This window comes from Crossiella cryophila, from assembly GCF_014204915.1.
GTDB classification, from domain to species: Bacteria; Actinomycetota; Actinomycetes; order Mycobacteriales; family Pseudonocardiaceae; genus Crossiella; species Crossiella cryophila.
The window spans coordinates 2,634,465-2,660,333 of sequence record NZ_JACHMH010000001.1; the positions used below are offsets into that span (position 1 = coordinate 2,634,465).

Consider the following 25,869-nt stretch of genomic DNA (forward strand, 5'->3'; position numbering starts at 1 on the left):
GCGCCGCGACCGGCCTGGCCGCGACCGCGACCGCGACACAGCCTGACTGGGCCGCGGCGCCGTGCACCTGGCTGGGCCGCCGCCGGACCCGCCGCGAGCGCCGCCAGACCGTCGCGACCGCCGCCGGACCCGCACGCTCGGCCTGCTGGTGCGGGCGAGCTGAATCCCGCCAGGGGACTGCGGCTCGGCTGCTTGGGTGGTGCGCCGGGTCGCCGTAGGGTCAGCTGGTGGTGCGCGTGGCGTGCGTCCCGGTCTCGGTCGGGCGGTGTTTCGCCCGACCGGTGAATCGAGTGGTCGCTGCGGGTAGCCGAAGTACCTGGGGAGATCCCGCGCTGGAAGGCAGGCACCACGATGAGCGAAGCCCACACCCCCGACGGCCCCGGTCAGCACTCCGGCGAGCACCAGCGCCCCGACCCCGGCGCCGAGCAACGCACCGATCCCCGCGCCGCCCGTCGCCGCGCGAATGAACGTGCCGCCGCCCAGCCCGGTGGTGCGCAGCCGGGACGCAGCCGTCTCGGTGGGCTGTGGAGTGTGTTCGTGGTGGCGGCCGTGGTGCTGCTGCTGTTGCTCGTCTTCATCCTGGAGAACAGCCAGGACGTGCAGATCTCCTACTTCGGGGTGGCCGGCACGTTGCCGCTGGGCGTGGCGTTGTTGCTGTCGGCGATCCTGGGTGTGTTGCTGGTGGCGGTGCCGGGGTACGCGCGCATCATCCAGCTCCGCCGGAGTGCGAAGCGGGGGAGCGGGCGGGGCTGAGCGGCCCGCCAGGTAACCTGCGCGCGAGTATCCCGAGCCGGTACCCCGAACAAGGAGAACGTACGTCGTGAGCGAGCGCACCCTGGTCCTGGTCAAGCCCGACGGCGTTGCCCGCGGCCTGGTCGGTGAGGTCATCTCCCGCATCGAGCGCAAGGGCCTGAAGCTGGTCGCGCTGGAGCTGCGCAACGTCGAGCGCGGCGTTGCCGAGCAGCACTACGCCGAGCACGACGGCAAGCCCTTCTTCGGCAGCCTGCTGGACTTCATCACCTCCGGCCCGCTGGTGGCCGCCGTGGTCGAGGGCACCCGCGCCATCCCGGCGTTCCGCCAGCTCGCCGGTGGCACCGACCCGGTCGAGAAGGCCACCCCCGGCACCATCCGCGGCGACTTCGCCCTGGAGACCCAGTTCAACCTCGTGCACGGCTCCGACTCGCCCGAGTCCGCCGCCCGCGAGATCAAGCTCTGGTTCCCCAACCTGGCTGGCTGAGCCGGGCACAACAGCAGTTCCGGAGGCGTCCTCGCAGGTCAGCGGGGACGCCTTCGGTGTGTGGCCGGGAAAACACGTTCAGTTCCGTCGGTGCCCTCGGCTACGGTCGCCTGCGTGAACGGCGACGGTTGGCTGGTCGAGGCGAACGGGCTCTCCAAACGCTTCGGCGACTTCGAGGCGGTCCGCGGCATCGATGTGAAGGTCCGCGCCGGTGAGGCGTTCGGCTTCCTCGGCCCCAACGGCGCCGGCAAGTCCTCCACCATGCGGATGATCGCCTGCGTGTCCCCGCGCAGCGGCGGCGAGCTGTCCGTGCTCGGCCTGGACCCGGACGTGCAGGGGCCCAGGATCCGCGCTCGCATCGGCGTGGTCCCGCAGCAGGACAACCTGGACACCGAGCTGACCGTCCGGCAGAACCTCCAGCTCTACGGCCGCTACTTCGGCCTCTCCCGCGCGCACGTCAAGGCCAAGGCCACCGAACTGCTGGACTTCGCCCAGCTCGCCGACCGCGCCGACGCCGAGGTCGACTCGCTCTCCGGCGGCATGAAGCGCCGGTTGACCATCGCCCGCTCACTGGTCAACGACCCCGAGCTGCTGCTGCTCGACGAGCCGACCACCGGCCTGGACCCGCAGGCCCGCCACCTGCTCTGGGACCGGCTGTTCCGGCTCAAGCAGGCAGGCGTCACCCTGATCATCACCACCCACTACATGGATGAGGCCGAGCAGCTCTGCGACCGCCTGGTGGTGATGGACAACGGCCGCATCGTCGCCGAGGGCTCACCCGCCGACCTGATCGCCGCCCACTCCACCCGCGAGGTCCTCGAACTCCGCTTCGCCCCCGGCCACCAGACCGAGGCCGCGCCCACCGTCGCCGACCTGGCCGAACGCGTCGAGATCCTGCCCGACCGCCTGCTGCTCTACACCGCGGACGGCGAGTCCGCGCTGGCTGCCGCCCTCGAACGCGGCATCCGCCCGATCACCAGTCTGGTCCGCCGCAGCTCGCTGGAGGACGTCTTCCTCCGGCTCACCGGCCGAACCCTGGTGGACTGATGACCAGCCACCCGACCGAGGACCGCGCCGAACGTGGGCACCCGCGTCCCACCGGCAGGCCGGTAGGCGCGCTGCGGGCCGCTTTCCTTGTGGTGGAAGGAAAGTGGACCTGGTACCGGCGCAACTGGCGAGCCACCTTCTTCTCCAGTGTCGGCCAGCCGCTGCTGTTCCTGCTCGCCCTCGGGCTGGGTATCGGCTCCCAGGTCAAACCAGGGGCCGTGCCCGGCGGCGTGTCCTATCTGGAGTACCTGGCGCCGGCGTTGCTGGTGGTCTCGGCCGTGCAGAACGCGACAGGGGAGTCGACCTTCCCGGTGCTGTCCTCGTTCAAGTGGCAACGGGTCTACTGGGGCATCAACGCCTCACCCATCACCCCCCATCAGATCGTTGGTGGACAACTGTTGTGGACGGCGGCCCGGCTGTTGCTCTCCGGCGCCGTCTACCTGGTGGTGGCCGCGTTCTTCGGTGGTGTCCGCAGCCCGCTGGTGCTCATCTCACTGCTGTTCGCCACGCTGGCCGGGATGGCCTTCGCCGCCCCGCTGACCGCCTACGTCGCCACCGTCGACGACGAGGGCCAGACCCTCGGCAACATCTTCCGCTTCGTGCTGATGCCGATGACCCTGTTCGCCGGCACCTTCTTCCCACTGGACCGGCTGCCCGACTTCGTCCAGCCGATCGCCTGGATCACCCCGCTCTGGCACGGCACCGAACTGGCCCGCGGCACGGTGCTCGGCGGCCTGCAGTTCTGGCCGGCCCTGGGCCACCTCGCCTACCTGCTCGCCCTGCTGGCCGGTGGCGCCGCGCTGGCTGCCCGCAACTTCCGGCGAAGGCTGGCGAACTGACATGACCAACGACGACCGGCTGACCGGTGATCGCGTGGCCGACAACGACGTGGCTGACCGTGGTGTGGCTGACCGTGGTGTAGCCAAGGGTGCGGCTGACCGTGGTGTGGCCGGTGGCCTGGCGGCCCGACCCGGGCTCCGGTCCAACGGGCCGCTGCTGCGCGTCCTGCCTGCCGGGCTGTACGCCGGCCGGGGCCGGATGCTGGTGGAGCGCGCGTTCCTGGTGAACCGCAGGTCCTGGCTGAACCTGGTGTCGGGCATCCTCGAACCGCTGTTCTTCCTCCTCTCCCTCGGGATCGGCTTCGGCAGCATGGTCGGCCAGGTCGCCGGGCCCGACGGTCAGCCGATGGACTACGCGATGTTCCTCGCGCCCGCGCTGCTGGCCTCCTCCGCGATGAACGGCGCCATCAACGACGCCACCTACAACGTCTTCTTCAAACTCAAGTACGCCAAGCTCTACGACGCGGTGCTGGCCACCTCGCTCGGCCCGCTGGACGTCGCCGTCGGCGAGATCACCTGGGCGGTGATCCGCGGCGGCCTGTACTCCAGTGGCTTCCTGCTGGTGATGCTCGGCATGGACCTCATCGCCTCACCCTGGGCGCTGCTGGTGGTGCCGGCCGCGCTGTTCGTGGCCTTCGCCTTCGCCGCGGCGGGCATGGCCTGCACCACGTTCATGCGTTCCTGGCAGGACTTCGACCTGATCCAGCTCGCGATCCTGCCGATGTTCCTGTTCTGCAGCACCTTCTACCCGCTGTCGGTGTACCCGCGGCCGCTCCAGTGGATCGTGGAGTGGCTGCCGCTGTACCGGGCGGTCGAGCTGATGCGCGGCCTCACCACGGGGCACGTCGGGGTCGGGATGCTGGGGCATCTCGCGTACTTCGTGGTGATCGCGGGCGTCGGGGTGTGGGTGACCACCCGGCGGCTGGACAAGCTGCTGCTGCGGTGAGGTGGGGTCGCGGGTTCGCGGGGATTTGTTGACTGGCTTGGGAAAGGTGCTGCACGGACGGGTGAAGGTGGGCGGGTTTTGCCAAGGGGCGTGGCTAAGATCGGAGCGGGCCTGCGCGCCTGACGTCCCCTCCCCCCTGGACTTGTCGCGCAGGCCCTCTTCTCTGCCCGCTGACAGGTGTTCGCGGAGGTCGCGCCCTGGACCCTGGGCGCGGCGGTAGCCGCTGAGAGTGGTCTGGAGCGAGGCTCGGGGGCGGGGTGGGAGCAGCGTGGTTGTGGGCATGAGGCGAGCTTGGACCGGTGCGGGCGATGGGTCCAGCGGGTCGGGGCTGAGGCTGTGGATAACTCGCTATTGTGGATAACTCGCGATCTTGGGGTTGCTCAGGCAGAGGTATGGGCCGATGGGCGTTACCCTGGTCGCGTGAGTGTGCAGTCCGTCTTCCCCCAGCTTGAACCGCTGCTTCCGCAGGTGTCCAAGCCCGTCCAGTACGTCGGCGGGGAGCTGAACGCCACCGTCAAGCCTTGGGAAGAGGCCGTTGTCCGGTGGTGCCTGATGTACCCGGACGCCTATGAGGTCGGCCTGCCCAACCAGGGCGTCATGATCCTGTACGAGATCCTCAACGAGCTGCCTGACGTGCTCGCCGAGCGCACCTACGCCATCTGGCCTGACCTGGCCAAACTGATGCGCGAGAACGACGTCCCGCAGTTCACCGTTGACGGGCACCGGCCGGTGGGCGCCTTCGACGTGCTCGGCGTCAGCTTCGCCACCGAGCTGGGCTACACCAACCTGCTCAACGCGCTGGACCTGGCCGGGATCCCGATCCTCGCCAAGGACCGCACCGAGGACCACCCGATCGTGCTCGCCGGTGGCCACGCGGCGTTCAACCCGGAGCCGATCTCGGACTTCCTGGACGCCGCCGTGCTCGGCGACGGCGAGGAGGCCGTCCTCGAGATCACCGACATCATCCGGGCGTGGAAGGCCGAGGGCTGCCCCGGCGGCCGGGACGAGGTGCTGACCAGGCTCGCCGAGACCGGCGGGGTCTACATCCCGCGGTTCTACGACGTGGAGTACCTGCCCGACGGCCGCATCCAGCGGGTCGTGCCCAACCGCGACCGGGTGCCCTACCGGGTGTTCAAGCGGACCACGATGGAACTCGACGACTGGCCGTACCCGAAGCAGCCGCTGGTCCCGCTGGCCGAGAGCGTGCACGAGCGGATGAGCGTGGAGATCTTCCGCGGCTGCACCCGCGGTTGCCGGTTCTGCCAGGCGGGCATGATCACCCGGCCGGTCCGGGAACGCTCGATCGAGGGCGTCGGCGCGATGGTGCAGCGTGGGCTGGCCAACACCGGCTTCGAGGAGGTCGGCCTGCTCTCGCTCTCCAGCGCCGACCACTCCGAGATCGCCGAGATCACCAAGGGCCTCGCCGACCGCTACGAGGGCACCAAGACCGGGCTGAGCCTGCCCAGCACCCGGGTGGACGCCTTCAACGTGGACCTGGCCAACGAGCTGTCCCGCAACGGCCGCCGCTCCGGGCTCACCTTCGCCCCCGAGGGCGGCAGCGAACGGCTGCGCAAGGTGATCAACAAGATGGTGTCGGAGGAGGACCTGATCCGCACCGTCAGCACCGCCTACGCCAACGGCTGGCGGCAGGTGAAGCTGTACTTCATGTGCGGCCTGCCCACCGAGACCGACGAGGACGTGCTGCAGATCGCCCGGATGGCCAAGGAGGTCATCAAGGCGGGCCGGGCCGCCTCCGGGCGCAAGGACATCCGCTGCACCATCTCCATCGGCGGGTTCGTGCCCAAGCCGCACACCCCGTTCCAGTGGGCCGCCCAGTGCGATCCGGACACCGTGGACAGCCGGCTGCGCAAGCTCCGCGACGAGATCAACACCGACCGGTCCATCGGCCGCAACATCGGCATGCGCTACCACGACGGCAAGCCCGCGCTGATCGAGGGACTGCTCTCCCGAGGAGACCGCAGGCTCGGCCGGGTGATCGAGCGGGTGTGGCGCGAGGGCGGTCAGTTCGACGGCTGGGGCGAGCACTTCTCCTACGACCGCTGGGTGAAGTGCGCCGAGATCGAGCTGGCACAGGTCGGCGTCGACCTCGCCTGGTACACCACCAGGGAACGCGAGGAGCTGGAGGTCCTGCCCTGGGACCACCTGGACTCGGGCCTGGACAAGGAATGGCTGTGGTCGGACTGGCAGGACGCGCTGGACGAGCGTGAACTGGACGACTGCCGCTGGACCCCGTGCTTCGACTGCGGCGTGTGCCCGGCGATGAACACCGACATCCAGGTCGGCCCGACCGGCCGCGTGCTGCTGCCGATCACCCCGGTCGGCACCGGCAGCCCGGTCAGCAACCCGGCGTTCAGCCAGGGCTGAGGTCAACGCGAAGGCCCCCGGTTCCCCTTGACACACAAGGGAAACCGGGGGCCTTTGGCGTACTTAGCTGACTGCCTTGAGCGCGTTCACCAGGCCCTTGCCGAAGAACGCGTTGTCCTTGGCCGGACCGGTGCACCGGGCGTCACCGGCCGGGCAGGGCAGCTCGTCCGCCTGGTGCCCCAGCAGCCAGGCCAGCGCCTGCGGCGGCGCGCCCCGGTACTTCGAGGCCAGCAGCGCGGCCACCCCGGCCGCGTGCGGCGAGGCCATCGAGGTGCCACAGGCGGTGCCGTAGCGGCCACCCGGCAGGGTGGACAGCGGGCAGCCGGTGCCCTCACCGGCGGGCGGCGGCTGCGCGCCGTCGCCACCGGGCGCGGTCACGTCCACCACGCCCTTGCCGTAGCTGGAGTAACCCGACAGCTTCTTCGCGTACCCGGTGGCCGACACCCCGACCACACCGGCGAACTCGGCGGGCGCCTCATCGCAGTTCTCGTTCACCGGGTGCGGCTTGGCCGGGTCCCTGGTGGTGTTGGCCAGGTCGATCGCGCTGTTGCCGACCGCGGCCACGTTCAGCGAGCCGTTGCGCACCGAGTAGGAGATCGCCCGCCGGACCGCCTCGTGCCCGACCTTCTCACCCGGCTTGTCCTTGCACCAGAACATCCACGGGTCCATGAACCAGCTGCTGTTGGTGACCTGGAAACCCTTGGCGCCCGACCACATGAACCCGCACACCGCGGACTCCGGGTAGATCATGCCCTCGTCGTTGACCACCTTCACCGAGGCCAGCCGCACGCCGGGCGCGACGCCGGTGATGCCCTGACCGTCCTTGGCCGCGGCGATGGTGCCTGCCACGTGCGTGCCGTGCGAGGAGTTGCTCGGCATCCAGGCGGGCTTGCTCTGGTCAGGATGACCGGTGGTACAGCCCGCGGACAGTGCCGGATCCACCGCGGCCTTGAGGTCGGGGTGATCGGCGTCCACGCCGGAGTCGAGCACCCCGACCACGACCCGCCGCGAGCCGACGTTGATCTTGTTGGCCTCATCGGCCTTGATCTGGCGCATGTCCCAGGACCGCGGCGAGAGGTCCTCGGTCACACCCCGCGCGCTGACCTCCGCGGTCGGCGCGACCAGCCGGGAGGTCGCGGCCAGTGCCTTGGCGGCCTTCTCCGCGCTGTAGGCGCGTTCCAGTGTGAACCGGGACTCGAAGGTCGGATCGGCCGAGGTGGCCACCGCCACGCCGATCTCCCGGTAGTAGCTGTCGGTCTTGCCGCACTTGCGGCTGATCTCCCTGGTCGCCGCCCATTCCGGCGTGCCAGGGGTGAACAGCACGACGTGCCGGTAGGCGGTCCCGCTGGGGTCACAGGGCGCCGCCGCCGGTTCGGCGGCGGCCGGGGCTGCCCCCAGCGCGCCGCCGATCAAGGCCGTCGCCGCCAGCGCGGTGCTCCATCGACGTGTTGCCGACACACTGCCTCCCCAACTAGGTGACACTTCCGGTGAAGGAACCTAGAAGGGTGAGGCGGTGCGGCACAGCGGCCGGATGGCTTAGCGCACCGCGCGCAACGCGTTGACCTGCCCGGATCCGAAGAACGAGTTGTTCAGCCTCGACCCGGTGCAGCGCTCGTCGCCACCGGGGCACGCCTTCGGGTCGGCCTGCGCCGCCAGCAGGAACCGCAGGTGGGCGGCCGAGCGGAAGGGCAGTCCGGAGGCGATCAGCGCGGCCACGCCCGCGGCGTGCGGGGAGGCCATCGAGGTCCCGCACATCGACCCGTACTGGCCGTCCGGGATGGTGGACAGCGGGCAGCCGGGGCCCTGACCGGGCGGCGGCTCGGTGAAGTCACCGCCGGGCGCGCTCACCGTGATCGCGCCGCGGCCGTAGTCGCTGAAGCTGGACAGCGAGCCGTCGAAGCCGGTCGAGGACACCGACACCACGCCGGGCAGGCCACCGGGCAGCAGCTTGCACTTCTTGTCCACCGGGTGCTCGGCGGCCGGGTCGTAGGTCGGATCGGTCAGGTCCAGCGCGAAGTTGCCGGCGGCGGCCACGGTCAGCACCTCGGCGCGGTGGGCGTAGGCGACCGCCCGGCGGATGGCCTCGAAACCGACCCGCTCGCCCGGCTTGTCCTGGCACCAGAAGAAGAACGGATCGGCGAACCAGCTGTTGTTGGTCAGGGTGAACTTCTTCGCCGCCGACCACATGAACCCGCACACCGCGGACTCCGGGTAGATCATGCCCTCGTCGTTGATCACCCGGACCGAGGCGATCCGCACGCCGGGCGCGACACCGGTGATGCCCTTGCCGTCCTTGGCCGCGGCGATGGTGCCAGCCACGTGCGTGCCGTGCGCGGAGCCCAGCGGGGACCAGGCCGCGACCTCGTTGACCGGCTTGCCGGTCTCGCAGCCCGCGGACAGCTTCGGGTCCAGCGCCTTGACCAGGTCCGGGTGCTTGGGATCCACGCCGGAGTCGAGCACGCCGACCACCACGTCCCGCGAACCCTGGTCGATCTTGTTCGCCTTGTCCGCGCCGATCGCGCGCATGTCCCAGGACTGCCCGGACAGGTCCTCGTCACCCGCGACGACGGCCTGCACCGACTCCAGCTTGGCGGTGCGGCTACGGCCGAGACCGGTCACCGCGTCCTTGGCCTTCTTCGCGCTGTAGGCCTTGTCCAGCCCGACCCGCCGGTCGAAGGACGGGTCCACCGAGGTGGCCACCGCGACGCCGATCTCCGGGTAGTAGTGGTCGAACCGCCCGCAGTTCCCGGTGATCTCCCCGCGCACCTCGCGTTCGCGCGTGTGCGGCTTGACCACCACCACGTACTGGTAGGACGTGCCCTCGGTGGCGCACGGCGCACTCGTCGGCGCTGCTCCCGCGGCCGGTGCGGCGCCCAGCAGCACCGCCCCGGTCGTCATGGCCAGCGTCGCCGCCCCCAGGCGGCCGAGCTTCGACATCCGATCCTCCTCGCCAGCGTGGAAAACGGGCACAGTCGATCACGGAAGCACCCTGTGTTCCCAGAGCCCCGGGGAAATTCGAACCGTTCGGGGGTCAGTCCCGGACCGCGGCGAGCGCGTCCACCATGCCGTGGCCGTAGAAGCCGTTGTAGCCGGCGTAGCCGTTGCAGGTGGCGTCCTGCGCGCCGTCGGAGTTCAGGTCGTAGTCGGCGGGACAGTCCAGCGACACGGCCTGCTGACCGAGCAGCCGGGTGAGCTGCGCCGGGCTGGCCGAGCGATAGCGGGAGGCCAGCAGCGCGGCCACCCCGGTCACGTGCGGGGTCGCCATCGAGGTGCCGCACAGGTAGCCGTAGCCGCCGTGCGGGACGGTGGAGAGCACGCAGCCGTTGTCCACCCCCGGCGGGGTCTGCCGGTGGTCGCCGCCGGGCGCGGTGAGCTGCGCCACACCCAGGCCGTAGGAGCTGTAACTGGCCTTGACCCCCTCGGCGCCGACCGAGGACACCGCGACCACCCCGCGTAACTCGGCGGGCAGCGCCTCGCACCGGTTGTCCACCCGGCCACCGGGCAGCCCGAGCTTGGCCGCGGTGGCGCCGGGATTGGCCAGGTCGACCGCGTCGTTGCCGACCGCGGCCACCGCGAGCACACCCCGGCCGACCGCGTAGCGCACCGCGCGGCTGACCGCCTCGTGCACCACCCGCTGACCGGCCCGGTCCCGGCAGGTCAGCACCCACGGGTCGACCAGGAAGCTGTTGTTGACCACCCGCATGCCCTTGGCCGCGGCCCACATGAACCCGCAGACCACCGACTCCGGGTAGACGTAGCCGTCGTCGTCGACCACCTTCACCGAGGCCAGCCGCACCCCGGGGGCCACCCCGGTGATGCCTCGGCCGTCCTTGGCCGCGGCGATGGTGCCCGCCACGTGCGTGCCGTGCGGGGACTCGGTGGGCAGCCAGGCGCTCCGCCGCTGGTCGGCGCGGCCGGTGACGCAACCGGCCGAGGCGGCCGGGTCGACCGCGGCTGCCAGGTCGGGGTGCTCGGCGTCCACGCCGGAGTCGAGCACGCCGACCAGCACGTCCCTGCTGCCCACGGTGATCTGGTTGGCCTGGTCGGCGCGGATCGCGGCCATGTCCCACTGCTCGTCGGAGCGGTCCACGCCGGCCGGGCGCCGGTCAGGGGCGAGGCGGGGACCCGCGGGTCCGCGGCTGGCCGACTTCTTGCGCGCGGCCCTGATCTGGGCCTCCGCGCTGACCACCCGGTCCGCGCCGAGCCTGCTGACGAAGTCGGGATCGGCCGCACCGGCCACCGCGACCCCGATCTCCGGGTAGTACGCGGTGGTGGTGCCGCAGTTGGCCTTGACCTGGGCCTCCGCCGTGGCCGCCGTCGTGCCGGCCGGGAAGAGCACCAGGTAGCGCAGGGTCAGCCCAGTCCGGCAGGGCGCGACCGACTCGCCGGTCCGCTCGGGCGCCTCGGGGTTGGCGCCAGCGGGCACGGCGAGCAGCCCTGCCCCGGTCAGCGCGGCCAGCAGGGTCGCGCCGATCCGGACACGGAAGGGCAGAGGCACGGGGGGACCTCCGTCATCGTGTACGTCGGCTCGGTAAATCGGACGTCTCGGGGGTGTCCGCATACCGATTCCGCCCGGACGGTAGCCATGGTGGACCGGTCAGACAAGCGTGTCGACCGGGTCATGCCGGTAGCCTCTTCGACCAGTCAGACCAGAACAGCCCGCCCGAGGAGCAGACCTGTCCACTCAGCACCAGCCCAACCCCTCCGCGTCCGCGGTGCAGAAACTGCGTCTGCGTTACGCCAAACGGGGCAGGCTGCGTTTCACCTCACACCGTGACGTCGCTCGCGCTTTCGAGCGGGCGCTGCGCCGGGCTGGGGTGCCGATGGCCTACTCGCAGGGCTTCAGCCCGCACCCGAAGGTCTCCTGGATCGGCGCCGCGCCGACCGGGGTGGCCAGCGAGGCGGAGTACGTGGAGATCCAGCTCGCGATCCGGGTCGACCCGGAGACGCTGCGGGTCGAGCTGGACGCGGCGCTGCCACCGGGACTGGACGTGCTGGAGGCGGTCGAGGCTGGTCCGGGCACGCTGCCGGAGCGGATCGAGGCCAGCCGGTGGCGGATCGAACTGCCCGGGGTGGACCCGGTCGAACTGGCGAAGGCGGCCGAGGAGCTGCTGGCCAGGGAGGTCGTCGAGGTCGAGAGACTGCTCAAGGACGGCCGCCGGATGATCGACGCCAGGGCGGCCGTGGTCGATCTCCGGGTGGATTCGGAAGTTGAGACGACAACCACCCATGTGGGTGATGGGCCGCAACCCGGCCTTCGGTGTGGGATACTCACAGCGGTCGTACGGCAGACAACACCTACCGTCCGGCCGGATGACGTGCTGAGCGCGCTCCGCGTCGTCGCCGATCTCGTGCCACCGGTACCCGCGAAAGCGAGCCGACTGGCTCAAGGACGGCTTGACGACAGTGGTGACCTCACTGATCCGCTCGCCCCTGACCGGGAGGCAACCCCGCCGGTGCTCGAAGCACCGCGGTAGGTCGGAGGTAGACGGCGCAGAACGTCGTCAAATGACCTGACCGTCTGGCGCCCGGACCCATGTCCGGGGACACAGGGGGTTGTGGAGGATTCCTGCCGGGCTGCTCAAGCGGTGCGGCGGTGACTGGAACAGAAAGGCCCCTGCGCGGCCGCGTCCGAGTTGGACGCGCCCGGGGGCGGAGGAGCTGCATGTCGAACATGGAAAGCCCTGCCGGCAGCACCGGCGGGGATAGCACCGCATCCGGGGAGCTGGCGAGCCTGCCCCCCAAGCTGCGGGTACACGCGCTGGCCAAGCTGCTCGGCGCCAGCTCTCGAGACGTCATGGCGACGCTCGAGCAGCTCGGTGAGACCGTGCGCAGTGCGCAGTCCAGTATCAGCCGGGACGTGGCCGAACGGGTCGCCGAGGCGTTGCTGCCTGCCGAGGACCAGGTGGATCTCGACGACACGACGCTGGACGCGCCGGTCGCCGAGGCCGAACCGGAGCCGGTAGCGGCCCCGTTCGCACCGGTCTTCGCCGCACCGCAGCCGCTGTTCATGGCGCCTACCCAGCCTGCCCCGGCACCGGCCCGCAAGCGCGCGCCCGAGCCGGTCGCCGCGCCGGTGGAGGAGGAGCCGGAGGCCGAGGACGACGACCAGCACGACGAGGGCGCCGAGGGCGGTCTGGACGACGACGATGACGCGGGCAACCGCCGCCGTCGCCGCCGGGGCCGTCGCGGTCGTGGTCGTGGTCGTGGCGCGGCCGAGGACGGCGAGGAGGGTGAGGACGGGCTCGACGAGTCCGAGCAGTCCGCGCCCGCCGCCGAGGAGCCGGTCGCCGAGGACGATGACGAGGACGACGAGGCCGGGGGCACCCGCCGCCGTCGTCGGCGCCGTCGGCGCAAGGGCGGAGCGGACGACGAGTCCTCGCCGCGCGCCGACGACCCGCCGAACACCGTGGTGCACGTCCGCGAGGTGCGGGAGAACCGCCAGGACGCCCCGCCCGGACCGCTGTCCTCCGACGACGAGGTCCGCAGCGTCAAGGGCTCGACCCGCCTCGAGGCCAAGCGGCAGCGCCGCCGGGACGGCCGCGAGGCCGGTCGCCGCCGCGCGCCGATCCTGTCCGAGGCCGAGTTCCTCGCCCGCCGCGAGGCGGTGGACCGCAAGATGGTGGTCCGCGAGCGCGAGGACCGGATCCAGATCGCGGTGCTGGAGGACGGGGTGCTCGTTGAGCACTTCGTGACCTCCTCCGGCAGCGGCTCGCTGGTCGGCAACGTCTACCTCGGCCGGGTGCAGAACGTGCTGCCCAGCATGGAGGCCGCCTTCGTCGACATCGGCAAGGGCCGCAACGCGGTGCTCTACGCCGGTGAGGTCGACTGGGACGCCGCCGGACTGGAGGGCAAGGCCCGCAAGATCGAGCAGGCACTGTCCACAGGGGACAGCGTGCTGGTCCAGGTCACCAAGGACCCGGTGGGGCACAAGGGCGCCCGGCTGACCACCCAGATCAGCCTGCCCGGTCGCTTCCTGGTCTACGTGCCAGGTGGCGGCGCCACCGGCATCAGCCGCAAGCTCCCGGACACCGAGCGCAAGCGCCTCAAGGACATCCTCAAGCGGATCGTGCCCGAGGACGCCGGCGTGATCATCCGGACCGCTTCCGAAGGCATCAGCGAGGACGCCCTCGGCCGCGACGTCAGCAGGCTGCGCGCGCAGTGGGAGATCATCAAGGAGAAGGCGGACGTGCCAAAGGCACAGGCTCCGCAGCTGCTCTACGAGGAGCCCGATCTCCTGATCAAGGTCATCCGCGACCTGTTCACCGAGGACTTCTCCGGGCTGATCGTGCAGGGCGCGCAGGCCGGTGAGGTGATCGAGAACTACGTGCAGCACGTGGCTCCCGACCTGGCCTCCCGGATGCGCAAGCACGTCGGCGCCAACGACGTCTTCACCGAGCACCGGATCACCGAGCAGATCACCAAGGCGCTGGACCGCAAGGTCTGGCTGCCCTCCGGTGGTTACCTGGTCATCGACCGCACCGAGGCGATGACCGTGATCGACGTGAACACCGGCAAGTTCACCGGGTCGGGCGGCAACCTCGAGGAGACGGTCACCAGGAACAACCTGGAGGCGGCCGAGGAGATCGTCCGCCAGCTCCGGCTGCGCGACGTGGGCGGCATCATCGTGGTCGACTTCATCGACATGGTGCTGGAGTCCAACCGCGACCTGGTGCTGCGCAGGCTCACCGAGTGCCTCGGGCGGGATCGCACCCGGCACCAGGTGGCCGAGGTGACCTCGCTGGGCCTGGTGCAGATGACCCGCAAGCGGGTCGGCACCGGTCTGCTGGAGGCGTTCAGCTCCACCTGTGAGCACTGCCGTGGACGTGGCCTGGTGGTCTCCACCGAGCCGCTGCACTCCCACGGCGGGGGCAATGGCGGGGCCAAGAACGGCAACGGCAAGAGCGGCAACGGTCACAACGGCAATGGCAACGGCTCCTCGGCGGGCACACCCGCCGCCGCCGGAGCGGGTTCGGGTTCGGGTTCGGCAGCCAAGGAAGGCAAGGAAGGCCGCCGGTCCCGCCAGCGCAACCGCGGTGGCGGCCAGGAGCAGCCCGCTGCCGAGGCGACGCCCACCGAGGCCGAGGCGGTCCAGGTCGAGGTCGCCGCGCCCGAGCAGGCCCCGGTCGAGATCGCGCCGGTGACGGTGCAGGCCGAGGTGGCCGCGCCCGAGCAGCCCGCCACCGGACGGACCAGGGTGCGCCGCTCGCGGGCCCAGGCCGCGCCGGAGCCGGTCGAACAGCCCGTGGCGGTCGAGCAGCCCGTGCAGGCGGTGGCCGAGCCCGTGGCGGCCGAGCCCGCCGGTGCGGCGCTCAACGGCCACGGTGGCCAGCACGAGGAGGAGCGGGAGCCGGCGACGGTCCCCGCGGCCGCCCGCAGGCGCCAGCCGCGCCGGGCCGTTCGCCGGGCCGCCGGCCCGCCGGTGGCCGGGATCAAAGAAGGCTGACAAGCGAGAACGTGCTGGGCACCACCCCGGTTTGACCCAGTTGACGGCGGGGCCGTAACCTGATGTACGGCCCGCCGTCAGGCGGGCTGAATCATGGCCTTCGGTCATGAAGCGCAGCCCGCCCAGGAGCAACACCCAGGGCGTAAGGCGCGCCCGCTCAGTCAGGATCAGGACCTACGGGTCCGGTGCTGACTGCGAGGAAATACCGACACCGAGTAGCAGGAGACTTCCGGACCTATGTACGCGATTGTCAAGACCGGCGGCAAGCAGTACAAGGTGGCTGTCGGCGACGTCGTCGAGGTCGAGAAGCTGACCGGCGAGCCGGGCGCTGAGGTCTCGTTCCCCGCGCTGCTCGTCGTGGACGGCAACGACGTCATCACCGACGCGAACGCCCTGGGCAAGATCGCCGTGACCGGCAAGGTCGTGGAGCACTCCAAGGGCCCCAAGATCCGCATTCACAAGTTCAAGAACAAGACCGGCTACCACAAGCGCCAGGGTCACCGCCAGCGGCTGACCAAGGTCGAGGTCACCGGCATCGCGAAGTAAGGGATCTGACTAGCCATGGCACATAAAAAGGGCGCATCCAGCTCCCGTAACGGCCGCGATTCCAACCCCCAGTACCTGGGTGTGAAGCGTTTCGGCGGCCAGGTCGTCAAGGCCGGGGAGATCCTCATCCGTCAGCGCGGCACGAAGTTCCACCCGGGTGTGGACGTCGGCCGCGGCAAGGACGACACGCTGTTCGCGTTGTCCGCCGGTGCGGTCAAGTTCGGCATCAAGCGTGGTCGCAAGACCGTGAACATCGTCCCGGTCGAGGCCTGAGGCTTCGTCTCGAGACACTGCACGACCTTGGCGAGGGGCGCGGCCGGAGGAATATCCGGCCCGCCCCTCGCGTCGTGTAATCGCAGAGTGAAAATGTTGGAGGAGCAGTGTCTCGGTTCGTCGACCGCGTTGTGATCAACGCGGCGGCCGGCAACGGCGGGAACGGGTGCGCCTCGGTGCACCGGGAGAAGTTCAAGCCGCTCGGCGGACCGGACGGTGGCAACGGCGGCCGCGGTGGCGACGTCGTGCTGGTGGTGGACGGCAACGTGCACACGCTGCTGGACTTCCACTTCCGCCCCAACGCCCGCGCTGGCAACGGCAAGTTCGGCAAGGGATCGCACCAGGACGGCGCGGTCGGCGAGGACCTGGAGCTGCGCGTCCCGGACGGCACCGTGGTGCTGGGCGAGGACGGCGAGGTGATCGCGGACCTGGTCGGCGAGGGCACCCGGCTGATCGCGGCCCAGGGCGGCCGCGGCGGGCTGGGCAACGCCTCCCTGGCCAGCCGGGCCCGCAAGGCGCCGGGGTTCGCGCTGCTGGGTGAGCCCGGCGAGACGCGCAGCCTGGTGCTGGAACTCAAGTCGGTGGCCGACGCCGGTCTGGTCGGTTTCCCCTCGGCTGGCAAGTCCTCGCTGATCGCGGTGATGTCCGCGGCCCGGCCCAAGATCGCTGACTACCCGTTCACCACGCTGGTGCCCAACCTGGGCGTGGTCACCGCGGGCGAGATCGTCTACACCGTGGCCGACGTGCCCGGTCTGATCCCCGGCGCCAGTGAGGGCCGTGGCCTCGGCCTGGACTTCCTGCGGCACATCGAGCGGTGCGCGGTGCTGGTGCACGTGGTCGACTGCGCCACCTTCGAGCCCGGCCGTGATCCGGTGTCCGATGTGGACGCGCTGGAGCTGGAGCTGGCCCGCTACACGCCGTCGCTGGGCACCAAGCTCGAGGACCGGCCGCGGATCGTGGTGCTGAACAAGATCGACGTGCCGGACGCCCGCGAGCTGGCCGAGATGGTCACCGCGGAGTTCGAGTCCCGTGGCCTGAAGGTGTTCCCGGTCTCCACCGCCACCCGCGAGGGCCTGCGGGAGCTGAGTTACGCGCTGGCCGCCGAGGTCGAGGCGTACCGGGCCGCCCAGCCCAAGCAGGAGGCCACCCGGATCGTGCTGCGGCCCAGGGCGGTCGACGAGCAGGACTTCACCGTGGTGGAGGACCCGGAGCGGCCGGGCGGGTTCATCGTGCGCGGCGAGCGGCCCGAGCGCTGGGTGCGCCAGACCAACTTCGACAACAACGAGGCCATCGGCTACCTCGCGGACCGGCTGAACCGGCTGGGCGTCGAGGTGACCATCGCCAGGATGGGCGCGGTGCCGGGCTGCCCGGTCACCATCGGCGACATGACCTTCGACTGGGAGCCCTCCACCCCGGCCGGTGTGGCCGCGATGGGCCCGACCAGCGGTCGCGGCACGGACACCCGGCTGGAGCCCAACGACCGGATCGGCGCCTCCGAGCGCAAGCACGCCAAGCGGGTGCGGCGCGGGCTGGTCGAGGTCGAGGACTTCGGCGACGAGGAAACCACGAACGACAAGGGGTGACCACTCCGGTGGCAACGCTGTCGCAGGCGCGGAGCCGGATCGCCGCCGCCCGGCGGATCGTGGTGAAGGTGGGCTCGTCCTCCCTGACCACGGCCGCCGGCGGGCTGGACCCGGCGCGGCTGGACGCCCTGGTGGACGCGCTGGCCGCACGCAGGCACGCGGGCAGCCAGGTGGTGCTGGTCTCCTCCGGCGCGATCGCCGCGGGGCTGGCGCCGCTGAACCTGCGGCGGCGGCCAAGGGACCTGGCCAGCCAGCAGGCCGCGGCCAGCGTCGGCCAGCTCCAGCTCGCACACGCCTACACGGCCTCCTTCGCCCGCTTCGACCTGGTGGTCGGGCAGGTGCTGCTGACCGCGGACGACGTGGTGCGGCGGGCGCACTACCGCAACGCGCAACGCACCTTCGACCGGCTGCTCGCCCTGGGCGCGGTGCCGGTGGTGAACGAGAACGACACGGTGGCCACCGACGAGATCCGCTTCGGCGACAACGACCGGCTGGCCGCACTGGTGGCGCACCTGGTCGGCGCCGACGCGCTGGTTTTACTGTCCGATGTGGACGGTGTGTACGACCGGAATCCCAAGGAGCCGGGCGCGAAACTCATCGCCGAGGTCGGTGACTCCGCCGATGTGGACGATGTGGACGTGACCGCGGCGGGCTCCGGACTGGGCACCGGCGGCATGGCCTCCAAGCTGGCCGCCGCCCGGCTGGCCTCGGCCGCCGGCATCCCGGTGCTGCTGACCGCGGCCGCCGACGCGGCAGGCGCGCTCGGCCCGGCCGAGGTGGGCACCGCGTTCGCGGTCACCGGTCCTCGGTTGTCCGCACGCCGGTTCTGGCTCGGGCACGCGGCGGGCGCGGCAGGCCGGTTGCACCTGGACGACGGCGCGGTGGCCGCGGTGGTCGGTCGGCGCCGATCGCTGCTGGCGGCCGGGATCACCGGCGTGGACGGCGATTTCGAGGCCGGGGACGTGGTGGAGCTGCTCGATCTGCGTGGTCAGGTGGTGGCCAGGGGTGTGGCCGGGTTCGACGCGGTCGAGCTGCCTGGGCTGATCGGCCGGTCCAGCCACGAACTGCCCGCCGAACAGCGGCGCGAGGTCGTGCACGCGGACGATCTGGTGCCGTTCTAACCCTGGATGTGTTGCATGAGCTTGACCAGTTGCTCGGTGTAGCGCTCGGTCAGCTCCGGCGCGTCCGCTTCCTCGCCGGTGATCATCTTGGCGATCCTGGGCAGGGTGAGCAGGGCGCTGGTGGCCGCCATCAGGGCCAGCAGCAGGCAGTCCGGATCCAGGTCGGCCGGTAGCTCGCCGGCCTCCTGGCGCTGGCGCAGCTCCGCGACCCTGGCCTGGAAGAACTCGCGCTGGCCCGGATCGTCCGGGAAGTCCGCGGACAGGTTCTCCCACACCATGATCCGGCCCAGGTCGCGATTCTCCGCGCTGTGCCGGGCGAAACCCGCGATCACCTCGGTCATCGGCAGGCCGGGTGCGGTCATCGGCCTGCTCATCAGGTCCCAGCTCCGGTTGACCTCCAGGTAGAGGCCCTCCTTGCCGCCGAAGTAGTACGAGATGAGCTGCTTGTTCACCCCGGCCCGGTCCGCGATCTCGCTGACCCTGGCCGCGCGGTAGCCCTTCGCGGCGAACTCGGCGATGGCCGCCTCGACGATCCGCGCCTTGGTGCGCTCGGCGTCGCGCTGCCGCTCACCCGCCGCGGGGGAGCGGCGTGACCTGGGCGCGGAGTCCTGGGGATCTGCCACCCGGCCACGGTAACCGATCACCTGGATCCGGCTAATCAGCCATCTGTTTGACTTAATCATCCAGTTGGTTGATTATCGGTCTGGACAGTGGTCGGCGAGCGAGGAGCAGGTCATGACGTTTCGAGTCGCGGTCATCGGCGGCGGTACCGGCGGGCTGTGCCTGGCCCAGGGGCTGCACCGGGCAGGCGTGGAGGTGGCGGTGTACGAGCGCTCGCCCACCCGCACCGAGCGGTTGCAGGGCTACCGGGTGCACATCAACCCCGACGGCGCGCGGGCGCTGCACGACTGCCTGCCGCCGGAGACCTGGCGGGCGTTCCTGGACACCACCGGCGGCAGTTCCGCCAACGGCTTCGCCTTCCTCACCGAGCAGCTGGAACCGTTGCTGGTGCTCGACGGTCCGGCCGAACCGCCGGGTCCCCTGGACGCGCACCACTCGGTCAGCCGGATCACCCTGCACCAGGTGCTCTCCGCCGGGATCGAGCCGATCATCCAGTACGGCAAGGTGTTCGAGCGTTACGAGCGGTCGGCCGACGGCGAGATCACCGTGCACTTCGCCGACGGCGGCACGGCTCGGGCCGACCTGCTCATCGGCGCGGACGGCGCGAACTCCCGGGTGCGCCGCCAGTTCCTGCCGCATGCCGAGCGGGTGGACGTCGGACTGCGCGGGGTGGTCGGCAAACTGCCGCTGACCCCGGCGAACCGGGCCTGGCTGCCCGAGTTCCTGTTGTCCAGGGCCAATGTGGTGACCGCGGCCAGGGATCACGGCATGTTCCTGGCCCCGCACGAACTCGACGGCGACCGGCACGCCGGGATCGGCGGCAACGACGAGACCTACGTGGCGGACGCGGCGCTGTTCGACAACACCAGCAGCTACCTCATGTGGGCCTTCGCCACCAAGGACCGCGGCCTGGGCGGACTCGACGCCGCCGGGCTGCGCGCCGAGGCGGGCAGGCTGATCGGCGGCTGGCACCCGCTGCTGCGGCGGCTGGTCGCCGACACCGATCCGGCGGTGGTGTCGCTGATGACCCTGCGCACCTCGACCCCGGTGGATCCCTGGCCCACCACCAACATCACCCTGCTCGGCGACGCCATCCACAGCATGACGCCGTTCCGCGGGATCGGCGCCAACACCGCACTGCGCGACGCCAACCTGTTGCGCCAGAACATCATCGCCGCACACCGGGGCGAGCGTGGCCTGCTGACCGCGCTCGGCGACTACGAGCGGCGGATGCTGGACTACGGCTTCCAGGCCGTGCGCGAGTCACTGGGGGCGGCCGGCCAGTTCGTCTCGGCCAGCCGGCTCCGCAGGCTGATGTTCCGCAGTGTGCTGCGCACCGCGGCCGTGCTGCCGCCGCTCAAGCGCCGCTTCGCCAACTGATCAGCTGGTGCTGGCCAGCACGAACGGCAGCACTCCCTTCGCGCCCGCACGGCGCACCAGCCGGGCGGCCACCGTCATGGTCCAGCCGGAGTCGGTGAAATCGTCGATCAGCAGCACCGGACCGTCCACAGTGGACAGGTTGGCGACCAGGTCGTCGGGCAGCCGCAGCGCGGCGGTGAGTCCGGCCACCCGGTGCGCGCTGTTCGCGCCGGAGCGGCGCACCCCGGCGTCCACCGCGACCCGGCCCAGCAACGGCAGCCTGCCGATCGCGGCCAGGCGTTTGGTCAGGCTGGACACCAGCTGCGGGCGGCTGCGGGACTCGATCGCGACCACCCCGACCGGGCGGGCCGACCAGTGGTTCTTCCAGTCGGCCAGCACCGTGACGCAGGCGTTGAACACCTCGTCGCCGACCGGCTCGTCCGGCGCGCCTGCGGCGAACATGCCACGCAGCCGGTTGCCCCAGCCGATGTCGGTGAGCCTGCCCAGCGCCCGTCCGGTCTCCGCGGACTCATCGCCGGGGATCCGCCCGCTCAGCTCGATGCCCATGGTCGACATGCCGGTCGGCCACTGCTTGCGCGGGGCCAGTTCGACACCCGGACGCCGCAGCCGGGCGCCCGCCTCGGCCACGGCCTCGGCAGGCACCTCGGCGGACCAGTTCTGCCCGGTGCAGTTGTCGCACCGGCCGCAGGGCGCGGCGCCAGGGTCGTCGAGCTGGCGGAGCAGGAACTCCATCCGGCAGCCGGTGGTGGACTGGTAGTCCAGCATCGCCTGCTGTTCGGCGTCCCTGGCCTTGGCCACCCTGGCGTACCGGTCGGCCTCGTAGGTCCAGTCCTCGCCGGTGGCCTCCCAGCCGCCGCGCACCCGGCGCACCGCGCCGTCCACGTCGAGCACCTTGAGCACCACCTCCAGGCGACCGCGGCTCAGCTCCACCCTCGGTTCCAGCGCCGCGGTGGACATCGCACCGCTCGCGCTCCGCAGCGTGTCCAGCAGCTGGCGCACCACGGTCTCCGGCGGGAAGGCCAGCGAGGCGAAGTAGTTCCAGATATCGCGGTCCTCGGCGCCCGGCAACAGGATCACCTCGGCCCGCCGCACGCCACGGCCGGCCCGGCCGATCTGCTGGTAGTAGGCGATCGGCGACTGCGGCGCGCCCAGGTGCACCACGAAACCGAGGTCCGGCTTGTCGAAACCCATGCCCAGCGCCGAGGTGGCGACCAGCGCCTTGGCCTTGTTGCCCAGCAGGTCCTCCTCGGCCTGCTGCCGCTCGGCCGGATCGGTCTGGCCGGAGTAGGCGGCCACGGTGTGCCCGTGCTCGCGCAGGAAGGAGGACACCTCGGCCGCGGCGGCCACGGTGAGCGTGTAGACGATGCCCGAACCGGGCAGCTCGTGCAGGGTCTTGGCCAGCCAGGCCAGTCGCTGCGCCGCGTTGGGCTGGCCGACCACGGCCAGCCGCAGGCTCTCCCGGTCCAGTGGGCCGCGCAGCACCAGGGCCTGCTGGTCGCCGAGGCCGAGCTGCTCGGCGACGTCGTGCACCACCCGGTCGTTGGCGGTGGCGGTGGTGGCCAGCACCGGGATGTCCGCGGGCAGCTCGCCGATGAGCGTGCGCAGCCTGCGGTAGTCCGGGCGGAAATCGTGACCCCAGTCGGAGATGCAGTGCGCCTCGTCGACCACCAGCAAACCGGTGTCCTGCACCAGTTCCGGCAGCACCGAGTCACGGAAGTCCGGGTTGTTCAGCCGTTCGGGGCTCACCAGCAGCACGTCGACCTCGCCCATGGCGACGGCCTCCTGCACGGTCTCCCACTCCTGCGCGTTGGCCGAGTTGATGGTGGCCGCCTGCACCCCGGCCTTGGCGGCCGCGGCGACCTGGTTGCGCATCAGGGCCAGCAGCGGCGAGACGATCACCGTCGGGCCCTCGCCGAGTTCCCGCAGCAACGCGGTGGCCACGAAGTACACCGCCGACTTGCCCCACCCGGTGCGCTGCACCACCAGCGTTCGCCTGCGGTCGACCACGAGCGCGCGGATCGCCGCCCACTGGTCCTCGCGCAGCCGGGCCTCCGGGCCCGCCAGTGCTCGTAGGCGTTCCTCGGCCAGTTCGCGCAAGACCTGTTCGTCCACGGCCCCCACCATGCCGCATCGCCCTGACAGTCCTCCGGCGGCCCCGTGAACTCGATTGATACCGCCCCGTAGGCTTGACCGGGTGAGCAGCATCACCGAGCAGGAAGTCGTGCCAGCCACCGATGAGCTGCGTGAGCAGGTGCTAGGCGCCGCCCGCGGGGCCAGGGCCGCCGCCGGCGCGCTCGCCGTGGCCACCCGCGCGGTCAAGGACGCCACCCTGCACGCCATGGCCGAGGCCCTGACCAGCCGGGTGGAGGAGGTGCTCGCCGCCAACGCCGCCGATCTCGACGCGGGCCGCGCGGCGGGCCTGACCCAGTCACTGCTGGACCGCCTGGCGCTGACCCCGGCCCGGATCGAGGACATCGCGGACGGCCTGCGCACCGTGGCCGGGCTGCCGGACCCGATCGGCGAGGTGCTGCGTGGCGGCATCCTGGCCAACGGCCTGGAGACCCGCCAGGTCCGGGTGCCACTGGGTGTGCTCGGCATGGTCTACGAGGCCCGCCCGAACGTCACCGTGGACGCCGCCGGGCTCGCCCTGAAGTCCGGCAACGCCGTGCTGCTGCGCGGATCCTCCACCGCCGAGCGCTCCAACACCGCCCTGGTCGCCATCCTGCGTGACGCGCTGACCGGCCAGGGCCTGCCCGCCGACGCCGTGCAGCTGCTGCCCTGCCACGACCGCGCCTCGGTGCGGCACCTGATCACCGCGCGCGGCCTGGTCGACGTGGTCATCCCGCGCGGCGGCGCCGGACTGATCTCCGCGGTGGTCACCGAGGCCACCGTGCCCACCCTGGAGACCGGGGTCGGCAACTGCCACGTCTACGTGGACGCCGCCGCCGACCCGGACATGGCCACCCGGATCGTGCTCAACGCCAAGACCCGCCGGGTCAGCGTGTGCAACGCGGCCGAATCGCTGCTGGTGCACAGCGCGATCGCGGAGGCGCTGGTGCCGCAGCTGGCCAGGGAGCTGTCCACCTCCGGGGTCACCCTGCACGCCGACGAGCGCTTCGCCGCGCTGGCCGGGGTCCCGACGGTGCCCGCGACCGAGCAGGACTGGGACACCGAGTTCCTCAGCCTGGACATCGCGGCCAAGGTGGTCGACTCCCTGGAGGAGGCCATCGCGCACATCAACGAGCACGGGTCAGGGCACACCGAGGCCATCGTCACCGGCGACGTGCGCGCGGCCAGGGAGTTCACCGCCAGGGTGGACGCGGCCGCGGTGATGGTCAACGCCTCCACCGCCTTCACCGACGGCGCCGAGCTGGGCATGGGCGCCGAGATCGGCATCTCCACCCAGAAGCTGCACGCCCGCGGCCCGATGGGGCTGGCCGAGCTGACCTCCTCGAAGTGGGTGGTCTGGGGCGACGGGCACGTGCGCGGCGTGTCCTGACCCCTCCGAGCAGGAAAGATTGCACCTTTTTTGCAGCTCGGTCACTCAGAATGTCGGGGTGACCGAGCCCGCGAAGCCACGCCGCCGTGATGCCGCCGCGACCCGCGCCGCGTTGTTGACCGCCGGTGCCGAGCTGTTCGCCGAACGCGGCTTCGAGCGCACCACGGTCCGCGACATCGCCGCGCTGGCCGGGGCGAACCAGGCGTTGCTGTTCCGCTACTTCGGTTCCAAGGAAGAGTTGTTCCGTGAAGTAGTGGCAGGAAGTTCGCGGGAACTGCTGGCCGGTCCGGCCAAGGACATCCCCGCCCGGATGCTGCGTCAGCTCCTGGACAAGGAGGTCGACGCCGAGGCACGGGCCTTCGCCGCGTTGCTCCATTCGGCCAGTCACGACGAGGCCGCCGCGTTCCTGCGCCGGGAGGTCGGCGACAAGTACCTCACCGCGCTGTCCACGCTGACCGAGGGCCCGGACGCGGAGTTGCGGGCCGCCCTGGTGCTGTCCTGGTTGATGGGTATCGGCCTGGCCCGCTCGGTGCTCCAGTCGGACCAGTTCGCCGCCGCCGATCCGGCCGTGGTCGAGCGTTATGTCCGGCTCGGTGTGGCCGCGCTGCTGGAGAAAACCGCCGACTGAGCCGCGCGTATACCACCAGAACGGACCAGTGGGCAGGCATAACGGGAACTCCGAATCGGTCGGATGTCTGCATTGACCAGTCAGTCAGCCGATACCTAACTTCCAGCCATGGCACGGACTTACCCATTCGGGGAAACCGTTCGACTGGATCTTCATCCGATGTATGCCCGGCTCCAGGACGAGGAGCCGATGAGCCGTATCCGGCTGCCCTTCGGCGGGCGGGACGGTCAGCCCGCCGAGGCGTGGCTGGCCACCCGGCACGCCGACGTGCGGCAGGTGCTCGGCGACCACCGGTTCAGCATGGCGCGGGCCATGGACCCGGCGACCCCGCGCGTCGAGCCGCTGCCGCTGCGCCCAGGTCCGCTGCTGACCATGGATCCGCCGGAGCACACCAGGATCCGGCGGCTGGTGGCCAAGGAGTTCACCATGCGCCGGGTGGAGAAACTCCGCCCGCACACGGAGAAACACGTGGCGCAGTTCCTGGACGAGATGGCCGCGCACGGCCAGCCGGCCGACCTGGTGCAGCACCTGTCACTGCCGCTGCCGATCACCATGATCTGCGAGCTGCTCGGGGTCCCGTACGCGGAACGGCACCGCTTCCGCACCTTCTCCGACGTGCTCACCGCGACCACCGCGCACACCCCGGCGGAGATCAACCACGCCTGGGGCGAGCTGGAGGGCTACCTGGGCGAGCTGATCGCCCAGCGCCGCGCCGACCCCACCGACGACCTGCTGGGCGCGCTGGTGCTGGCCCGCGACGAGGGCGACCGGCTCACCGAGGACGAGCTGGTCCGGGTCGGGCTCAACCTGCTCATCGCCGGGCACGAGACCACCGCCAGCCAGATCGGCAACTTCAGCTACACCCTGCTGTCCCAGCGCGAGCTGTACGAGCAGCTGGTCGAGGATCCGGCGCTGGTGCCCACCGCGGTGGAGGAGCTGCTGCGGATCATCCCGCTGCGTTCGGTCGGCAGCTTCCCCCGGGTGGCCAAGGCGGACATCGAGGTCGGCGGGGTGCTGGTGCGCGAGGGCGAGGCGGTGCTGATCAACGTGGGTCAGGCCAACCGCGATCCGCGGGTGTTCGAGCAGCCGCAGCTGCGCGATCTCGCCCGTGAGCACAACCCGCACCTGGCCTTCGGGCACGGGGTGCACCACTGCCTGGGCGCGCTGCTGGCCCGGATGGAACTCCAGCTCGTGCTCGCCGCCCTGGTCAGCCGGTTCCCCGGACTGCGCCTGGCGGTGCCGGCCACGGAAATCCCGTGGAAGCCCGGACTGCTGGCCAGGCAGCCGCTGTCGCTGCCGGTGGCCTGGTGAGGAGGGG

At 71.2% G+C, this 25,869-nt stretch carries 21 protein-coding genes; 16 read left to right on the top strand and 5 right to left on the bottom strand.

Annotated features, from left to right (window positions below; genetic code table 11):
• Window positions 1–351 precede the first annotated feature (351 nt).
• The 6 genes from HNR67_RS12255 to HNR67_RS12280 all read left to right on the top strand — a co-directional run bounded on the left by HNR67_RS12255 (window position 352) and on the right by HNR67_RS12280 (window position 6,454).
• Window positions 352–753, top strand: a complete 402-nt coding sequence (locus HNR67_RS12255; RefSeq protein ID WP_185002155.1) for a LapA family protein — start codon at window positions 352–354, stop codon at window positions 751–753.
• Between the two features lie 67 nt (window positions 754–820).
• Window positions 821–1,237: a nucleoside-diphosphate kinase gene (gene ndk / locus HNR67_RS12260; protein ID WP_185002156.1), complete on the top strand. Its 417-nt coding sequence runs from the start codon at window positions 821–823 to the stop codon at window positions 1,235–1,237.
• Between the two features lie 114 nt (window positions 1,238–1,351).
• Window positions 1,352–2,284, top strand: a complete 933-nt coding sequence (locus HNR67_RS12265; protein ID WP_312987072.1) for an ABC transporter ATP-binding protein — start codon at window positions 1,352–1,354, stop codon at window positions 2,282–2,284.
• Window positions 2,284–3,123 carry an ABC transporter permease gene (locus HNR67_RS12270; RefSeq protein ID WP_185002157.1) on the top strand — a complete coding sequence of 280 codons (840 nt, stop codon included), beginning with the start codon at window positions 2,284–2,286 and terminating at the stop codon, window positions 3,121–3,123. Before HNR67_RS12265 ends, HNR67_RS12270 begins: the two co-directional genes overlap by 1 nt.
• A gap of 1 nt (window position 3,124) precedes the next feature.
• Complete coding sequence (locus tag HNR67_RS12275) at window positions 3,125–4,069, top strand: ABC transporter permease (RefSeq protein ID WP_185002158.1); 945 nt, start codon at window positions 3,125–3,127, stop codon at window positions 4,067–4,069.
• A gap of 420 nt (window positions 4,070–4,489) precedes the next feature.
• On the top strand, window positions 4,490–6,454 hold the full coding sequence (locus HNR67_RS12280; protein WP_185002159.1) for a TIGR03960 family B12-binding radical SAM protein: 1,965 nt from the start codon (window positions 4,490–4,492) through the stop codon (window positions 6,452–6,454).
• A gap of 63 nt (window positions 6,455–6,517) precedes the next feature.
• Here the strand turns inward: HNR67_RS12280 and HNR67_RS12285 are convergent, their stop codons facing one another.
• From HNR67_RS12285 to HNR67_RS12295, 3 genes are all read right to left on the bottom strand, one after another.
• Complete coding sequence (locus tag HNR67_RS12285; RefSeq protein WP_312987075.1) at window positions 6,518–7,912, bottom strand: S8 family peptidase; 1,395 nt, start codon at window positions 7,910–7,912, stop codon at window positions 6,518–6,520.
• A 78-nt stretch (window positions 7,913–7,990) separates the two neighbouring features.
• Window positions 7,991–9,391: a S8 family peptidase gene (locus tag HNR67_RS12290; protein ID WP_185002160.1), complete on the bottom strand. Its 1,401-nt coding sequence runs from the start codon at window positions 9,389–9,391 to the stop codon at window positions 7,991–7,993.
• Between the two features lie 94 nt (window positions 9,392–9,485).
• The gene (locus HNR67_RS12295) at window positions 9,486–11,015 is read right to left on the bottom strand and encodes a S8 family peptidase (protein ID WP_185002161.1); all 1,530 of its coding nucleotides are present in this window, start codon (window positions 11,013–11,015) and stop codon (window positions 9,486–9,488) included.
• Between the two features lie 154 nt (window positions 11,016–11,169).
• Between HNR67_RS12295 and HNR67_RS12300 the strand changes: the two genes are divergently transcribed.
• The 6 genes from HNR67_RS12300 to proB all read left to right on the top strand — a co-directional run bounded on the left by HNR67_RS12300 (window position 11,170) and on the right by proB (window position 18,423).
• Window positions 11,170–11,931: a TIGR03936 family radical SAM-associated protein gene (locus HNR67_RS12300; protein ID WP_185002162.1), complete on the top strand. Its 762-nt coding sequence runs from the start codon at window positions 11,170–11,172 to the stop codon at window positions 11,929–11,931.
• Between the two features lie 188 nt (window positions 11,932–12,119).
• Window positions 12,120–14,900, top strand: a complete 2,781-nt coding sequence (locus tag HNR67_RS12305) for a translation initiation factor IF-2 N-terminal domain-containing protein (RefSeq protein ID WP_185002163.1) — start codon at window positions 12,120–12,122, stop codon at window positions 14,898–14,900.
• Window positions 14,901–15,137: 237 nt separating this feature from the next.
• A complete protein-coding gene (gene rplU / locus HNR67_RS12310) occupies window positions 15,138–15,446 on the top strand; it encodes a 50S ribosomal protein L21 (RefSeq protein ID WP_185002164.1) in 309 nt (102 codons plus the stop codon).
• Window positions 15,447–15,461: 15 nt separating this feature from the next.
• A complete protein-coding gene (gene rpmA / locus HNR67_RS12315; RefSeq protein ID WP_185002165.1) occupies window positions 15,462–15,719 on the top strand; it encodes a 50S ribosomal protein L27 in 258 nt (85 codons plus the stop codon).
• A gap of 107 nt (window positions 15,720–15,826) precedes the next feature.
• Window positions 15,827–17,302 (top strand): GTPase ObgE, encoded by a 1,476-nt coding sequence (gene obgE / locus HNR67_RS12320; RefSeq protein ID WP_185002166.1) that lies wholly within the window; start codon window positions 15,827–15,829, stop codon window positions 17,300–17,302.
• Window positions 17,303–17,319: 17 nt separating this feature from the next.
• Window positions 17,320–18,423: a glutamate 5-kinase gene (gene proB, locus HNR67_RS12325; protein WP_185010546.1), complete on the top strand. Its 1,104-nt coding sequence runs from the start codon at window positions 17,320–17,322 to the stop codon at window positions 18,421–18,423.
• Here the strand turns inward: proB and HNR67_RS12330 are convergent.
• Complete coding sequence (locus tag HNR67_RS12330) at window positions 18,420–19,046, bottom strand: TetR/AcrR family transcriptional regulator (RefSeq protein ID WP_312987077.1); 627 nt, start codon at window positions 19,044–19,046, stop codon at window positions 18,420–18,422. The genes proB and HNR67_RS12330 overlap by 4 nt on opposite strands.
• A gap of 112 nt (window positions 19,047–19,158) precedes the next feature.
• Here HNR67_RS12330 and HNR67_RS12335 point away from each other — a divergent pair, with 112 nt between their 5' ends.
• Window positions 19,159–20,424, top strand: a complete 1,266-nt coding sequence (locus tag HNR67_RS12335) for an FAD-dependent oxidoreductase (protein ID WP_185002168.1) — start codon at window positions 19,159–19,161, stop codon at window positions 20,422–20,424.
• Here the strand turns inward: HNR67_RS12335 and HNR67_RS12340 are convergent, their stop codons facing one another.
• On the bottom strand, window positions 20,425–22,548 hold the full coding sequence (locus HNR67_RS12340) for a RecQ family ATP-dependent DNA helicase (protein WP_221489864.1): 2,124 nt from the start codon (window positions 22,546–22,548) through the stop codon (window positions 20,425–20,427).
• A gap of 70 nt (window positions 22,549–22,618) precedes the next feature.
• Between HNR67_RS12340 and HNR67_RS12345 the strand changes: the two genes are divergently transcribed.
• The 3 genes from HNR67_RS12345 to HNR67_RS12355 all read left to right on the top strand — a co-directional run bounded on the left by HNR67_RS12345 (window position 22,619) and on the right by HNR67_RS12355 (window position 25,862).
• Complete coding sequence (locus HNR67_RS12345) at window positions 22,619–23,923, top strand: glutamate-5-semialdehyde dehydrogenase (RefSeq protein WP_185002169.1); 1,305 nt, start codon at window positions 22,619–22,621, stop codon at window positions 23,921–23,923.
• 58 nt (window positions 23,924–23,981) lie between these two features.
• Window positions 23,982–24,551 (top strand): TetR/AcrR family transcriptional regulator, encoded by a 570-nt coding sequence (locus HNR67_RS12350; RefSeq protein ID WP_185002170.1) that lies wholly within the window; start codon window positions 23,982–23,984, stop codon window positions 24,549–24,551.
• Between the two features lie 108 nt (window positions 24,552–24,659).
• Entirely contained in the window at window positions 24,660–25,862 is a 1,203-nt protein-coding gene (locus HNR67_RS12355) for a cytochrome P450 (protein ID WP_185002171.1), read from the top strand.
• The last annotated feature ends 7 nt before the right edge of the window (window positions 25,863–25,869 follow it).